This window comes from Nocardia sp. NPDC004340 (assembly GCF_053602575.1).
Genome location: NZ_JBSGDW010000009.1, coordinates 261,725 through 275,419, shown reverse-complemented (window position 1 = coordinate 275,419; position 13,695 = coordinate 261,725). Strand labels below are relative to the sequence as shown.

Sequence of the window (13,695 nt, the reverse complement as noted above, 5' to 3'; positions counted from 1 at the left end):
GAAGCTAAGGCCACCTGCGCCGATGGTACTGCACTCGACAGGGTGTGGGAGAGTAGGACACCGCCGGAACATCATTCGCGAAGGCCCCCAGCAATAGCTGGGGGCCTTTGGCGTATTCTGATGTTCCCCGGGTATCCCGGGGACATACCCACAGAGAGTTCCCAGCCGAAAGCCAGTCCCGGCTGGATGAGAAAGACAATGATCGACAGTATGGTCCTCGCGCCCGCGCCTCAGCGGCCCGTCACCGTCCGCCGCTTCCGGTGGTCGGCCCTCTGGCTCCCCGCCACCTACAGCTACGTGGGTGTGCTGATGGCGGTGGCTGTCGCCCTGACCATGGTGAGCGCTCCTCGCGAGTCGCGAATCCTGCTGCACGCCAGCACCAACCTGCACAATCTCACCAACGGCCGTTTCGGCACGTTGTTCTCCAGCGCGTTCCTGGTCGGTGAGGGCGCGGCCACGGCCTTCCTGATCGTCCCCATGCTGGCCTGCCTGCTCGCGTTGGCTGAGCGCAGGTTCGGGGCTGTGAAGCTTGTGCACACTTTCTTCGTCGGCCATATCGGCGCGACCGTGCTGGTCGCGCTGGGCCTGTGGGTGGCTGTGCAGTCGCAGCTGATCCCCGGCAGCATCACCATGGTCCAGGACGTGGGCGTCAGCTATGGCTCGATGACCGTGGTGGGCGCCCTGGTGGCCGTGCTGCCGCCGCATCGGCGGTGGGTCTGGGCGGGCACCTGGCTGTCGTTCGCGCTGGGCGGGGTGGTGCTGTGGCACACCTTCACCAATGTGGGGCATTTCCTGGCGCTGTGCCTGGGGCTGGGTATCGGGCGGCTGACGATTCGCCGGCAGGGCGGCGTGGTGCGGCCCTTGAATGTTCCCGAGTACGTGATGTTGGCGGGTGGCTCGATTTTCGCCTGCCTGATGCTGCTGGGCTGAAGCCCGGTCACTAGACTCGACCGGTGCGCCTTGTGATTGCTCGTTGCCAGGTCGATTACGTTGGCCGTCTGACCGCCCATCTGCCCATGGCTCGTCGTCTGCTGATGATGAAAGCCGACGGTTCGGTGCTGGTCCATTCCGACGGTGGTTCCTACAAGCCGCTCAATTGGATGAGCCCGCCGTGCTGGCTGGAGGAGCGGGAAACCGATTCCGAGACAAGCCAACTGTGGGTGGTGTCCAACAAGGCCGGCGAGGAACTCCGGATCACGGTCGAGGACATCGAGCTGGATTCCAAGCATGAGCTCGGCGTGGACCCGGGTCTGGTGAAGGACGGCGTCGAGGCGCACCTGCAGGAGCTGCTGGCCGAGCACATCGAAACCCTCGGCCCCGGGTACACCTTGATCCGCCGCGAATACATGACCGCGATCGGCCCGGTGGACATCCTGTGCCGGGACGCCGACGGCTCCACCGTGGCCGTGGAGATCAAGCGCCGCGGTGAGATCGACGGCGTGGAACAGCTCACCCGCTACCTCGAGCTCCTCAATCGCGACCCCCTGCTGGCTCCCGTGGCCGGCGTCTTCGCCGCCCAGCAGATCAAGCCGCAGGCGAAAACCCTTGCCGCCGACCGCGGTATCCGTTGCCTCACCCTGGATTACGACGCCCTGCGTGGCACCGACTCCAGCGAATTCCGGCTCTTCTAGGCCCATGCCCCGGCGCAAGCCCCGCCCCAAGGATTCGGCGCGATCCCACCAGGATTCGCGCCCCCTCGGCGACGTCTTCGGCCGCACCGAGCACGGCCCCGGCACCGACGAATCCTTCATCGTCCGAACGGTTCCCGGCACCCGTGCCACCAAGCCCTACCGCTGCCCCGGCTGCGATCAGGTGATCCCGCCCGGCACCCCGCACATAGTCGCCTGGGCCGAGTACGGCGGCGAGGACGACCGCCGCCACTGGCACACCGGCTGCTGGAAGGGCCGCGACACCCGCACCATCACCCGCCGCTGGTCCTGACCACCCCCCGAGTCCTGACGCCCCAGAAATTGGGGGAGACCGTTCCCGGCTGCACCCTCTCCCGCCTAGCTAGGCTCCCGATCTGACGTTCCAATGTTTTCACAAGGAGTCCGGGAGACGATTTCGGCACCGGATACCGCTCCTTCGCCGAAATCGCTTATCGGCCGACGACTCTGGGCATGCACCATATCGTCGCGACGCAGTTCAACCCGGACGGTTCGGTCCTCAGCACACTGTCGCAGGATGTCGATGTCACGGAACTGGCCTGCCACATCGGCGCCGGGAGCGTGCAGTCCTCGACCGCTATCGACAGCCTCGTCTGCAATCTGACCAGTGGTTCCTGATAAACCCTGGGTGCGCATAAGGAAGGCCGCCTCCCGGTAGGGAGGCGGCCTTCGTACGGAACGGGTTGTCGCCCGGGGTGGTGGAATTAGCCGGAGATGTCGGCGTTCTCGCGGTCGTCGACGAGGTCCTCGTCGTCGTGCGCCTCGGAGATGGCCTTGCGGTTGTTCTTGCCGAGGGAGCGCTGTTCCGGTGCGCCGTCGAGGAGTTCGCTTTCGCGGTTGACGGCGGCGAGCATGGCCGGGACCGAGTCGAGCTGGCCGCGGATGCCGAGCAGCTGGGCCAGGACGCGGCCGCGGAGGACACGCATTTCCTCGGCGAGTTCCTTGGCGTGCGCGATCTTCCGATCGGCGGTGTTGGTCGCCGAGGTGATGAGGCGGTTGGCCTCGTCGGTGGCGTCCTTGATGCGCTGGGCGGCCTCGGCGCGGGAGGTGGCCTCGAGCTCCTCCATGGCGCGGGTCAGCTTGGTGCGCCGCTCCGCCATGGTGACCTCGAAGTCCTGCTGCGTCGCCTTGCGCTTGGCGTCGGACTCCTTGGTGAGGCGATCGGCCTCGGCGTTGGCCGCCTCGACGATCTTGGCGGACTCGGAGCGGGCGTTGGCGAGAGTCTGCTCGAATTCGATTTCGAGAGCTTCGCGCTTCTCCTTGGTCTCGGAGAGGAGCGATTCGTACTTCCCACGCATCTCGGTGGCCTGCTGCTCGGCGATCGAGATCATCTCGGCGGCCTCGGCCTGAGCCTGGGCGCGGACCTCGGAGGCCTCGTCGGAGGCCAGGCGCAGCATGCGGGAGATGCGATCGGACATGCCTTCGGCGGTCGTCGGCGGCACGGACAGCCGGTCGACTTCCTTACGGAGCTCGTCGATCTCGTCCCGGGCATCCTCGAGCTGGGCGGCCAGGTTGCGGGCCTGGGCGGCGGCGGCATCGCGGTCGGTGGCGGTGACCCTTAGCTCGGCATCGAAACGGTCGAAGTAGTTACGCACCTCGTCACGGTCATAACCCTTCCGCACAACGGTAAAGGGCAGCGCGACGAAGCGATTGCGATCGGGCTCAGTGGACGACATGCCCCACAAACTACAGCCTGACCGTCGCGGATGGTGACCCGACCGCGAATGTTGTTACGCCCTCTTTAGGAGGGCGGAACACGGTACTAGTGAGTAGTTTTCGCGGCCGGTTCGACGAGTTCGACCAGCACACCGCCAGCATCCTTGGGGTGGATGAAATTGATGCGGGAACCAGCGGTTCCACCACGCGGCTCTGCGTACAGCAAACGCAAGCCCCGTTCACGAAGTTGCTCGGAAACCGCCTCGACATCGGTCACGCGGTAGGCGAGCTGCTGCAGGCCAGGACCGTTTCGGTCGATGAACTTGGCGATGGTGGACTCCTCGTTGAGCGGAGCCAGCAACTGGAGAGCGACCGAGCCCTCGGGCGTGCCGGGGACCGACAGCATGGCCTCGTGGACGCCCTGCGACTCGTTGATCTCGCGGTGGGTCTCCACCATGCCCAGATTGTCGCGGTACCAGGCGACCGCGGAATCCAGGTCCGGCACGGCGATTCCCACGTGATCGACGGCCACGACGTATTCCGACGGGATGAATGCGGTGTTCTCGGTAGTGCTCACAGGACTGACGGTAGCGCGCACCCGCATACCCCCGCCGAAGTGCCTGGAGTTACCGTGGAGTACGGCTCCGATGGTTGGCGGAGCCGTGACGACACACAGTAAGTGAGGCCCCACGTGACGACTACCTCCGTGATCGTGTCCGGTGCGCGTACCCCGGTGGGTCGCCTGCTCGGGTCGCTGAAGGATTTCAGTGGCTCCGACCTGGGCGGCATCGCCATCAAGGCGGCGCTGGAGAAGGGCGGGGTCGCGCCCGAGCAGGTCGACTACGTGATCATGGGCCAGGTGCTCACCGCCGGCGCGGGCCAGATCCCGGCCCGGCAGGCCGCGGTCGCCGCGGGGATCCCGATGGACGTCCCGGCGCTGACCGTCAACAAGGTGTGTCTGTCCGGCATCAACGCAATCGCCCTGGCGGATCAGCTGATTCGCGCCGGTGAGTACGAGATCGTGGTGGCCGGCGGCCAGGAGTCCATGACCAATGCCCCGCACCTGCTCGAGAATAGCCGTGAGGGCTTCAAGTACGGCGACGTGAACCTGCGCGACAGCATGGCCTACGACGGCCTGTACGACATCTTCACCGACCAGGCCATGGGCGCCCTCACCGAGCAGCGCAACGACACCGACAAGATCAGCCGCGAGGAGCAGGACGCCTTCGCCGCCGCCTCGCACCAGAAGGCGGCCGCGGCCTGGAAGAACGGCCTGTTCGCCGACGAGGTCGCGCCGGTCTCCATCCCGCAGCGCAAGGGCGACCCGATCGTGTTCGCCGAGGACGAGGGCATCCGCGCCGACACCACCGCGGAGTCGCTGGGCAAGCTGCGTCCGGCCTTCCGCAAGGACGGCACCATCACCGCCGGCTCGGCCTCCCAGATCTCCGACGGCGCGGCCGCCGTGATCGTCATGTCGAAGGCCAAGGCCGAGGCGCTGGGTCTGAGCTGGATCGCCGAGATCGGCGCGGCCGGCGTCGTCGCCGGTCCGGACTCCACCCTGCAGGACCAGCCCGCCAACGCCATCGCGAAAGCCTGTGCCAAGGAAGGCATTTCGCCCGCCGACCTGGACCTGGTCGAGATCAACGAGGCCTTCGCCGCGGTCGGCATCGCGTCCACCCGCACGCTGGGCATCGACCCGGAGAAGGTGAACGTCAACGGCGGCGCCATCTCCATCGGCCACCCGCTGGGCATGTCCGGCGCCCGCATCGTGCTGCACCTGGCCAACGAGCTGAAGCGCCGCGGTGGCGGCGTCGGCGCGGCCGCCCTGTGCGGCGGTGGCGGCCAGGGCGACGCCCTGATCATCCGCGTGCGGTAAGCGCGATCCCGTAGCCCGAACCAGGCCCCGGCTCCGAAACGAGCCGGGGCCTGCTCGTTCGTGTGACCAGCTCCACTACGGGGCGTCGTAGCCGGTCGGGCAGAATGGGGGGCATGGGTGATCTGTTCGACCTGTCCACGGTCGCGAAGCGTGTGCGTTTCTTCGGCCTGCTCGAGGTGCCGTCCTGGGTGCTGCTGTTCATCGGCTCGGCCCTGAAGCGCGCCGACGCGCTGGGCATCGCCGATCAGCCGATCAAGTGGCCGGTGATGGTGTTCGGCATGCTGCACGGCGTCGTGTTCCTGGCGTACGCGATCAACTGCCTGCTGGCCTCGCGTGAGTTCGAATGGCCGGGCAAGACCACGCTTCTCGCGCTGGCGTCCTCGGTGGTGCCGTTCACCTCCGTGCTCTTCGAGCGGTGGGCGATCAAGACGGGTCAGCTGGGTGAACTGAGCGGAGCCCCGGCGCCCGCCGCCGCCGCTTCGTGACAAACTGGATGGCGTGACTCGACCCGCACGCCGTCCTTCCGCCGCCGCAGCCGCCGCCATGTCGGGCGCTGTGGACCTGTCCGCTCTCAAGCAGCCGGCCGCCCCCGCGGGGGAGGTCCCGGGTGACCACGCCGTCACCGAGGCCAATTTCGAGGATCGAGTGCTGCGGCGCTCCACCCAGGTCCCGGTGGTGGTGGCGCTGTACTCGCAGCGCAGCCCGGGCAGCATCGAGCTGGTGAAGCTGCTCGAGCAGCTGGTCGGCCGCAGCGGCGGCGACTGGGATCTGGCCACCGTCGAGGCCGAGGCCAATATGCGCATCGCGCAGGCCTTCGGCGTGCAGGGCATTCCGACCGTGGTCGCCGTGGCCGCGGGCCAGCCGCTCGCCGACTTCACCGGCAATCAGCCCGAGGAGCAGGTGACGCAGTGGCTGGCCGCCGTGGTGGACGCCGTGCGCGGCAAGCTCCCCGGTGTCGGCGAGGGTGACGCCGCCGAGCCGGAGATCCCCGAGGATCCCCGTTTCGTGGCGGCCGAAGAGGCTTTGGAGCGTGGCGAATTCGACAACGCCATCGCCGCCTACCAGGACATCCTGACCGCCGAGCCGAACAATGCCGAGGCCAAGGCCGCGCTGCGGCAGGTCCAGTTCATCTCCCGTGTGCAGGATCTCGACCCGGCAGCGGTGGCCAAGGCCGACGCCGACCCGGCGGACCTGGACGCCGCTATCGCCGCCGCCGACCTCGAGATGTTCAATCAGCAGCCCGACGCCGCATTCGATCGGCTGATCGCCCAGGTCAAGCGCACCGCCGGCGACGACCGCACCCGGGTCCGCACCCATCTGCTGGAGCTGTTCGAGCTCTTCGACCCGGCCGAGCCGCTGGTCGTCGCCGCCCGCCGCAAGCTGGCCGCCGCGCTGTACTGACGGGTCTCGGACCCCGCACGCAGGGGTCTCAGACCTTCGGTAGCGAGGCGAGGGCGGCATCGATGCGAGGCTGGGGCAGCTCGAAATCGGGGATGTCGCCCGCCAGATAGCGTTCGTAGGCGGTCATGTCGAAGTGGCCGTGCCCGCACAGCGCGGTGAGCAGGACCTTCTCCTCTCCGGACGCGGTGCAGCGGTTGGCTTCCTCGATGACCGCCGCGAGCGCGTGCGAGGGTTCGGGGGCGGGCAGGATGCCCTCGGTCTTGGCGAAAGTGACCGCCGCGGCGAAGCATTCGCGCTGCTGCTTGGACACCGCCTCGAACAGCCCGAGCTCGTACATGTGCGAGAGCAGCGGCGACATGCCGTGGTAGCGCAGACCGCCCGCGTGCACCGGATCGGGGATGAAGTCGTGGCCCAGGGTGTGCATCTTCATCAGCGGCGTGAAGCCCGCGGTGTCGCCGAAGTCGTAGGCGTAGATGCCGCGGGTGAACGACGGGCAGGCGGCCGGTTCGACGGCGCGGATGACGGGATTGCCTCGGCCCGCGAGCTTTTCGCGCAGGAACGGCAGGAACAGGCCGGCGAAGTTGGAGCCGCCGCCGGTGCAGCCGATGATCACGTCGGGGGCGCGTTCGCCCGCCGCGGCGAACTGCTTCAGCGCCTCCTCGCCGATGACGGTCTGATGCATGAGCACGTGGTTGAGCACGCTGCCCAGCGCGTAGCGGGTGAACGGGTCGGCCGCGGCCACCTCGACCGCCTCGCTGATGGCGATGCCCAGGCTGCCGGGCGAATCCGGGTGGTCGGCAAGGATTTTCGCGCCCGCCGCGGTGATCGGGGAGGGGCTGGCGTGCACGGTGGCGCCCCAGGTCTGCATGAGGGTGCGCCGGTGCGGCTTCTGGTCGTAGGAGGCGCGGACCATCCACACCTCGCAGTCGATGCCGTACTGCGCGCAGGCGAAGGACAGCGCGCTGCCCCACTGGCCCGCGCCGGTCTCGGTGGTCAGGCGGCGGGTGCCTTCGGCGGCGTTGTAGAAGGCTTGCGGCACAGCGGTGTTCGGCTTGTGTGAGCCCGCGGGGGAGACGCCCTCGTACTTGTAATAGATGCGCGCCGGGGTGCCGAGCGCCTTCTCGAGTCGGCGCGCCCGGAACAGCGGTGTCGGCCGCCAGAGCCGGTACACGTCGATGACCTCGTCCGGGATGTCGAGGTAGCGGTCGCCGCTCACTTCCTGCCGGATCAGTTCCATGGGGAACAGCGGGGCCAGGTCCTCGGGGCCGACGGGCTGCCCGGTGCCGGGGTGCAGCGGGGGCGGCGGGGGTTCGGGCAGGTCCGGGATGACGTTGTACCAACGCCGCGGGATCTCGGATTCGTCCAGTGTGATCTTGGTGCGCTCGTCCACGAGGCCCTCCCGGGCTTGATCCGGCTGTCCGTCCAGGGTGCGCCCGAAGCGGACCCGTTGGTGTGGAATTCGCCGGATTGTTCCTGGTCATGATCGTTCGAAATTAGTAAGCTAGTGCGTATGATAAGCGCATACGAAGAATCGCCGGCCTCGGGAACGGAGCTGCTCGCGCTGGACGCCCGCGCGGTGCGGACGAGCATCGACGTGGTGGCGGGGGTGACCTCGGGCGACTTGGACGCGCCCACCCCGTGCGAGGGCTGGACGCTGCGAGATCTGCTGGAGCACATGATCGTTCAGCACTACGGGTTCGCGGCGGCGGCGCGCGGTGAGGGTGATATCGGGCTGTGGAAGCCACAGCCGCTGAGCGCGGACCCGCTCGGCGAATACCGCGCGGCGGCCGAGCACGTGCTGGCCACCTTCGCCGAGCCGGGCGTCCTGGACCGGCAGTTCCCCCTGCCGGAGGTCCGCGACGGCATCATCATCCCGGGGACGCTGGCGGTGAGCTTCCACTTCATCGACTACGTCGTGCACGCCTGGGATGTCGCGCGGGCGCTCGGCCGGACCGTGGACTTCGACGACGACCTGCTGAGCGCGGCGTTGCCGGTGGCCGAGGCCGTCCCGCGGGGCGCGGAGCGGGAGCGGCCGGGCGCGTCGTTCGCGCCGGAAGTGCCCGGTACCCCGGCGTCCGGGCTGGATCGGATTCTGGCGGTGCTGGGACGCTCGCCGGGCTGGCCGGAATAGGGACCTGTCAGTCGCGTGCGGCCGGTGGCGTGGTCGAGAGCCAGATCGCGCTGTGCGGGGGCAGGGTGAGGGCGGCCGAGACCGGGCGGCCGTGCCACGGCTGCTGTTCGGCCGGGATCGGGCCGCCGGTGCCCGCGCCGCTGCCGCCGTAGGCGACCGCGTCGGTATTGAGCACCTCGTACCACGAATCCTGTTCGCACTCCGGCAATCCGATGCGGTAGCCACTGAGCTGCCGCCCGGAGAAGTTGTACACGCAGGCGAGGATCGACCCGTCGGTGCCGTACCGCAGGAACGACAGCACATTGTTGTCGCGGTCGTCGGCGTCGATCCACGCGTACCCGCCCGGCGAGGTGTCCTGACTCCACAGCGCCGGATTCCCGACGTAGAGCCGGTTGAGGTCGCCGACCAAGGCCTGGATGCCGCGGTGCAGCGGGTTCTCCAGCTCGTGCCAGTCCAGTCCGCGGTCGTGGTCCCATTCCCGGAGCTGACCGAAGTCCTGGCCCATGAACAGCAGCTGCTTGCCCGGGTGCGCCCACAGGTAGGCGAGCAGCGCCCGCACCCCGCCCGCCTTGGCGTAGTCGTCGCCGGGCATGCGGGTCCACAGCGTGCCCTTGCCGTAGACGACCTCGTCGTGGCTGATCGGCAGCAGATAGTTCTCGCTCCAGGCGTAGGTGAGTGAGAAAGTCACCTCGTTGTGGTGCCAGCTGCGGTGCACGGGATCGCGGGCCAGGTAGCCGAGGGTGTCGTGCATCCAGCCCATGTTCCATTTCATGGTGAAGCCGAGGCCGCCGACCTCGGTGGGGCGGGTGACGCCGGGCCAGGTGGTGGATTCCTCGGCGATGGTCAGCACGCCCGGATGATGCTTGTGTACGGTGGCGTTCATTTCCTGGAGGAAGGCGACGGCCTCCAGGTTCTCGCGGCCGCCGTGGATGTTCGGTTCCCAGTCCGGGCGCGAATAGTCCAGGTAGAGCATGGAGGCGACGGCGTCCACGCGCAGGCCGTCGAGGTGGAATTCCTCGATCCAGTACAGCGCGTTGGCGACCAGGAAGTTGCGGACCTCGTGGCGGCCGAAATTGAAAACGTAGGTGCCCCAGTCGAGTTGCTCGCCGCGGCGCGGGTCGGCGTGCTCGTAGAGGGCGGTGCCGTCGAAGCGGGCCAGCGCCCATTCGTCGCGCGGGAAGTGCGCGGGCACCCAGTCCAGCAGCACGCCGATGCCCTTGCGGTGCAGGTGATCCACGAGGAAACGGAAGTCGTCGGGGGAGCCGAAGCGGGCGGTCGGCGCGAAGTAGGAGGTGACCTGGTAGCCCCACGAGCCGCCGAAGGGGTGCTCGGCCACGGGCAGCAGTTCCACGTGGGTGAAGCCTTGGGCGAGAACGTATTCGGCGAGCTGCCCGGCGAGCTCGCGATAGTCGAGACCGGGCCGCCAGGAGCCGAGGTGCACCTCGTAGACGCTGATCGGCGCGCGCAGCGGGTCGGTGCGGGCGCGTTCCCGCAGCCATTCCCCGTCGCCCCAGGTGAATTCGCTCTCGGTGATCACCGAGGCGGTGGCGGGCGGCACCTCGGTGGCGAAGGCCATGGGGTCGGCGTGGTCGACCACGCGCCCGTCCGCCCCGTGCACCCGGTACTTGTAGAGCGCCCCCGGCCCGATGCCGGGCAGGAACAGTTCCCACACGCCCGAATCGCCGAGTCTGCGCATGGGCGCGGTGTTTCCGCTCCAGCCGTCGAAGTCCCCGATCACGGAGACGCCGCGCGCATTGGGCGCCCATACCGCGAACGCGGTGCCCGTCACCTCACCGTCGAAGGAGGGGTAGGTCCGGGGATGCGCGCCGAGCACCTCCCACAGCCGCTCGTGGCGGCCCTCCCCGAGCAGGTGCAGGTCGATATCGCCGAGGGTGGGCAGGAAGCGGTAGCCGTCGGCCTCGACCACGGTGCGCCCGCCCGGGTAGGCGGCGACGATCCGGTAGTCCCACAGCTCCGGGAACGGCAGGACGACCTCGAACACCCCGTGATCCCGGTGTGTCAGTGGATGATCCATCTCGCCGATGCGGGCCGCGACCGCGTCCGCGTGCGGGCGCAGCACCCGGATGACGGTGCCGTCCGGATGCGGGTGGGCCCCCAGCACGGTGTGCGGATCGGGATGCGTGCCCGCCGCCAGCAGCAGGAGGTCACGCCGGTTCATCGGAACGATCTGCGATAGGCGAGTTCGGTGCGCGCGGCGGCGGGGACCGGCGGCAGGGTGAGGATGTGGGCGGCCGCGCGATGCGGGTCCAGGCGCACGTAATTGCTCTGGCCCCAGTGGTATTCCTCGCCGGTGATCTCGTCGGTCACCACCGGCCGGTCGTGCCATTCACGGCCGATGGCCGGCAGGTCCAGCGACACCATGCCGTGTTCGGTGCCGAACGGGTTCAGGTTCACCACGACGAGCACCGCGTCACCGGTGGTCGGATCCATCTTCGAGAACGCCAGGATCGCGTCGTTGTCCACGGGGTGGAAGTGGATGCAGCGCACCTGCCGCAGCGCCGGGTGCGCGCGCCGGATCTCGTTGAGCCGGGTCAGCCACGGTTCCAGGGATTCCCCGCGCGCGGCCGCCGCGGCGAAATGCCGTGGGCGCAGCTGGTATTTCTCCGAATCGAGGTATTCCTCGCTGCCGGGGCGCACCGCCTGGTGCTCGTACAGTTCGAAGCCGGAGTACACGCCCCAGGTCGCGCCGAGCGTGGCGGCCAGCACGGCCCGGATCGCGAACATGCCGGGCCCGCCGTGCTGCAGGCTCTCGTGCAGGATGTCGGGGGTGTTCACGAACAGGTTGGCGCGCGCCTCGTCGGCCTTGGCGGCGAGCTCCCGCCCGAACTCCTCGAGTTCGTGCTTGTGGGTGCGCCAGGTGAAATACGTGTAGGACTGGCTGAATCCGCGGCGGGCGAGCCCGTACATGCGGGCCGGGCGGGTGAACGCCTCGGACAGGAAGATGATCTCCGGGTGCTTCTTGTGCACCGCGGCGATCAGCCACTCCCAGAAGTCGGCGGGCTTGGTGTGCGGATTGTCGACCCGGAAGATGGTGACGCCCAGGCCGATCCAGTGCCGGACCACGCGCAGCACCTCGGCGTAGAGCCCGTCGGGGTCGTCGTCGAAGTTGAGCGGGTAGATGTCCTGGTACTTCTTGGGCGGGTTCTCCGCGTAGGCGATGGTGCCGTCGGGCAGGGTGATGAACCACTCCGGGTGCGCGGTCACCCAGGGGTGGTCGGGCGCGCACTGCAACGCCAGGTCGAGCGCCACCTCCAGGCCCAGTTCCCGGGCGGCCGTGACGAAGTCGGCGAAGTCGGCCTCGGTGCCCAGCCGCGGGTGGATGGCGTCGTGGCCGCCCTCGTCGGAGCCGATGGCCCACGGTGAGCCCACATCCTCGGGGCCCGCGGTCAGGGAGTTGTTGGGCCCCTTGCGGTTCACCTTCCCGATCGGGTGGATCGGCGGTAGGTACACCACGTCGAACCCCATGGCCGCGATGCGCGGCAGATCCTTGGCGGCGGTGGCGAAGGTGCCGTGCACCGGCTTGCCCGTGGCGTCCCAGCCGCCGGTGGAGCGCGGGAAGAACTCGTACCAGGAGCCGTACAGCGCCCGCTGCCGGTCCACCTGCACGGTGTGCAGCGGCCCGTGGGTCACCAACTCCCGCAACGGGGTTGCCCGCAGGATCTCGCCGACCTCGGCGCCGAAGGCGGGCGCCACGCGCGCGGGCAGCTGGGCGTCGCTGCGCAGGGCGGCGGCCGCGGCGCGCAGGATCTGCCACTGCTGCTTGGGCACCGCGAGCGCGGCCTTGTCGAGCAGGCGCGCCCCGAGCTCCAGGTCGTTGGCCAGGTCGACGGCGCTCTGCCCGACGGCCAGCTTGGCCTCGACGCCGGAGCGCCAGGTGGCGATGGGATCGCTCCAGCCCTCGACGCGGAAGGTCCAGCGGCCGGGCGTGCTCGGGGTGAACACCGCGTTGAACACGTCCGGCTCGTATTCCGGGCTCATGCGAATGCGTTGCGTGCGTGCCGAACCCGGGCCCCGCACCGCGAGGGTCGCGGCCACGACCTCGTGTCCCTCGCGCCAGACCACGGTCCGGACCGGGACCACCTCGCCCACCACGGCCTTCGACGGCCGGCCGCCGGGGATCGCGGGGGCGGTGTCATCGATGGCGATGCGGCCGGTCACGCCTTCGAACTTACCGGAGCGGCTACTGCTGGCCCGGCTTGAGGAGCAGGAACAGGCCGTGCGCCTCGGCACACAGCCGGTCGCCGTCGTGCAGGGTGGCGCGCACGAAGACCTTGCGGCCCTCCTGCCGCTCCACCCAGCCGTGCACCCTCAGCTCGGTGTTCAGCGGCGTGATGGACCGGTAGTCGACGTGCAGGAAGGCGGTGCGGGTGACCGCGCGCGTGTTCAACGCCACGGTCATGCCGAGCAGATCGTCGAAGCCCAGCGCGATGTGGCCGCCGTGCGCCGCCGCATTGCCGCCCAGGTGGAAGGTGCGGAAGGTGATGCGCGCGTGCACGCCGTCGGCGCTCGCGTCGTCGATCAGGAACGGCGGCAGGGTGATATTGCCGCGCGCGGGCAGGTCGTTGCGGTGCCAGGCGGGCGCGTCCCACTCGTCGCCGACCGCGGAGTCGAGCTTGGCGTTGAGTTCCTTCAGCGTGGCGATGGCCTCGAGGGCGACCTCGTCGGTCGGGGAGGCCAGCCGAACCCGGTCCATCAGCCCGCGCACCTGCTCGATGAACTCCCCGTAGTGCGGCCCACCCCGGCTGGCGTCACGGCCCAGGGTTTGGATCGGCCGAAACCCGCCCTCATGGTGCTCTTCGGGGGCCAGTGCCTCGACCTGCTGCTCGCTCATGTGAAACACGTTATCGGTTGCTTACCGGATACTCCGCGCGGGGATGCCGCTGACCAGCATCAGACCCGCTCCGAAGGTTCACGGCCGTCTCGATTCTGGACCGACGGAGCGG

Annotated in this window: 14 protein-coding genes; 8 read left to right on the top strand and 6 right to left on the bottom strand. The window is 68.9% G+C overall.

Annotation, left to right across the window (positions count from 1 at the left end; all coding sequences use genetic code 11):
- Window positions 1–198: 198 nt before the first annotated feature.
- The 4 genes from ACWEOI_RS29645 to ACWEOI_RS29630 all read left to right on the top strand — a co-directional run bounded on the left by ACWEOI_RS29645 (window position 199) and on the right by ACWEOI_RS29630 (window position 2,285).
- Window positions 199–930 carry a rhomboid-like protein gene (locus tag ACWEOI_RS29645; RefSeq protein WP_433671098.1) on the top strand — a complete coding sequence of 244 codons (732 nt, stop codon included), beginning with the start codon at window positions 199–201 and terminating at the stop codon, window positions 928–930.
- 23 nt (window positions 931–953) lie between these two features.
- Window positions 954–1,631 (top strand): endonuclease NucS, encoded by a 678-nt coding sequence (gene nucS / locus ACWEOI_RS29640; protein WP_357098601.1) that lies wholly within the window; start codon window positions 954–956, stop codon window positions 1,629–1,631.
- Between the two features lie 4 nt (window positions 1,632–1,635).
- The gene (locus ACWEOI_RS29635) at window positions 1,636–1,941 is read left to right on the top strand and encodes an ATP/GTP-binding protein (RefSeq protein ID WP_452361701.1); all 306 of its coding nucleotides are present in this window, start codon (window positions 1,636–1,638) and stop codon (window positions 1,939–1,941) included.
- 179 nt (window positions 1,942–2,120) lie between these two features.
- On the top strand, window positions 2,121–2,285 hold the full coding sequence (locus ACWEOI_RS29630) for a hypothetical protein (protein ID WP_433671100.1): 165 nt from the start codon (window positions 2,121–2,123) through the stop codon (window positions 2,283–2,285).
- An 86-nt stretch (window positions 2,286–2,371) separates the two neighbouring features.
- Here the strand turns inward: ACWEOI_RS29630 and ACWEOI_RS29625 are convergent, their stop codons facing one another.
- Window positions 2,372–3,343, bottom strand: coding sequence for a hypothetical protein (locus ACWEOI_RS29625; protein ID WP_433671101.1), 972 nt, complete (start codon window positions 3,341–3,343; stop codon window positions 2,372–2,374).
- A gap of 86 nt (window positions 3,344–3,429) precedes the next feature.
- Entirely contained in the window at window positions 3,430–3,927 is a 498-nt protein-coding gene (mce, locus tag ACWEOI_RS29620; RefSeq protein ID WP_379278546.1) for a methylmalonyl-CoA epimerase, read from the bottom strand.
- 87 nt (window positions 3,928–4,014) lie between these two features.
- Here mce and ACWEOI_RS29615 point away from each other — a divergent pair, with 87 nt between their 5' ends.
- The 3 genes from ACWEOI_RS29615 to ACWEOI_RS29605 all read left to right on the top strand — a co-directional run bounded on the left by ACWEOI_RS29615 (window position 4,015) and on the right by ACWEOI_RS29605 (window position 6,600).
- Window positions 4,015–5,199, top strand: a complete 1,185-nt coding sequence (locus ACWEOI_RS29615; RefSeq protein WP_452361700.1) for an acetyl-CoA C-acetyltransferase — start codon at window positions 4,015–4,017, stop codon at window positions 5,197–5,199.
- 113 nt (window positions 5,200–5,312) lie between these two features.
- Window positions 5,313–5,684: a DUF3817 domain-containing protein gene (locus ACWEOI_RS29610; RefSeq protein WP_357098615.1), complete on the top strand. Its 372-nt coding sequence runs from the start codon at window positions 5,313–5,315 to the stop codon at window positions 5,682–5,684.
- A gap of 58 nt (window positions 5,685–5,742) precedes the next feature.
- Entirely contained in the window at window positions 5,743–6,600 is an 858-nt protein-coding gene (locus ACWEOI_RS29605) for a tetratricopeptide repeat protein (RefSeq protein ID WP_433673250.1), read from the top strand.
- Between the two features lie 28 nt (window positions 6,601–6,628).
- Here the strand turns inward: ACWEOI_RS29605 and ACWEOI_RS29600 are convergent, their stop codons facing one another.
- Window positions 6,629–7,990, bottom strand: a complete 1,362-nt coding sequence (locus ACWEOI_RS29600) for a TrpB-like pyridoxal phosphate-dependent enzyme (protein ID WP_452361699.1) — start codon at window positions 7,988–7,990, stop codon at window positions 6,629–6,631.
- 120 nt (window positions 7,991–8,110) lie between these two features.
- Between ACWEOI_RS29600 and ACWEOI_RS29595 the strand changes: the two genes are divergently transcribed.
- Window positions 8,111–8,731 carry a TIGR03086 family metal-binding protein gene (locus ACWEOI_RS29595; RefSeq protein WP_452361698.1) on the top strand — a complete coding sequence of 207 codons (621 nt, stop codon included), beginning with the start codon at window positions 8,111–8,113 and terminating at the stop codon, window positions 8,729–8,731.
- Window positions 8,732–8,738: 7 nt separating this feature from the next.
- On the opposite strand, the gene glgB is transcribed toward ACWEOI_RS29595, so the two are convergent.
- From glgB to ACWEOI_RS29580, 3 genes are read right to left on the bottom strand one after another with little or no spacing between them, the layout of a single operon-like run.
- Window positions 8,739–10,910, bottom strand: coding sequence for a 1,4-alpha-glucan branching protein GlgB (gene glgB, locus ACWEOI_RS29590; protein ID WP_452361697.1), 2,172 nt, complete (start codon window positions 10,908–10,910; stop codon window positions 8,739–8,741).
- A complete protein-coding gene (locus ACWEOI_RS29585; protein ID WP_452361696.1) occupies window positions 10,907–12,910 on the bottom strand; it encodes a maltotransferase domain-containing protein in 2,004 nt (667 codons plus the stop codon). Before ACWEOI_RS29585 ends, glgB begins: the two co-directional genes overlap by 4 nt.
- 22 nt (window positions 12,911–12,932) lie before the next feature.
- On the bottom strand, window positions 12,933–13,583 hold the full coding sequence (locus ACWEOI_RS29580) for a hotdog domain-containing protein (protein ID WP_433671114.1): 651 nt from the start codon (window positions 13,581–13,583) through the stop codon (window positions 12,933–12,935).
- Window positions 13,584–13,695 lie beyond the last annotated feature (112 nt).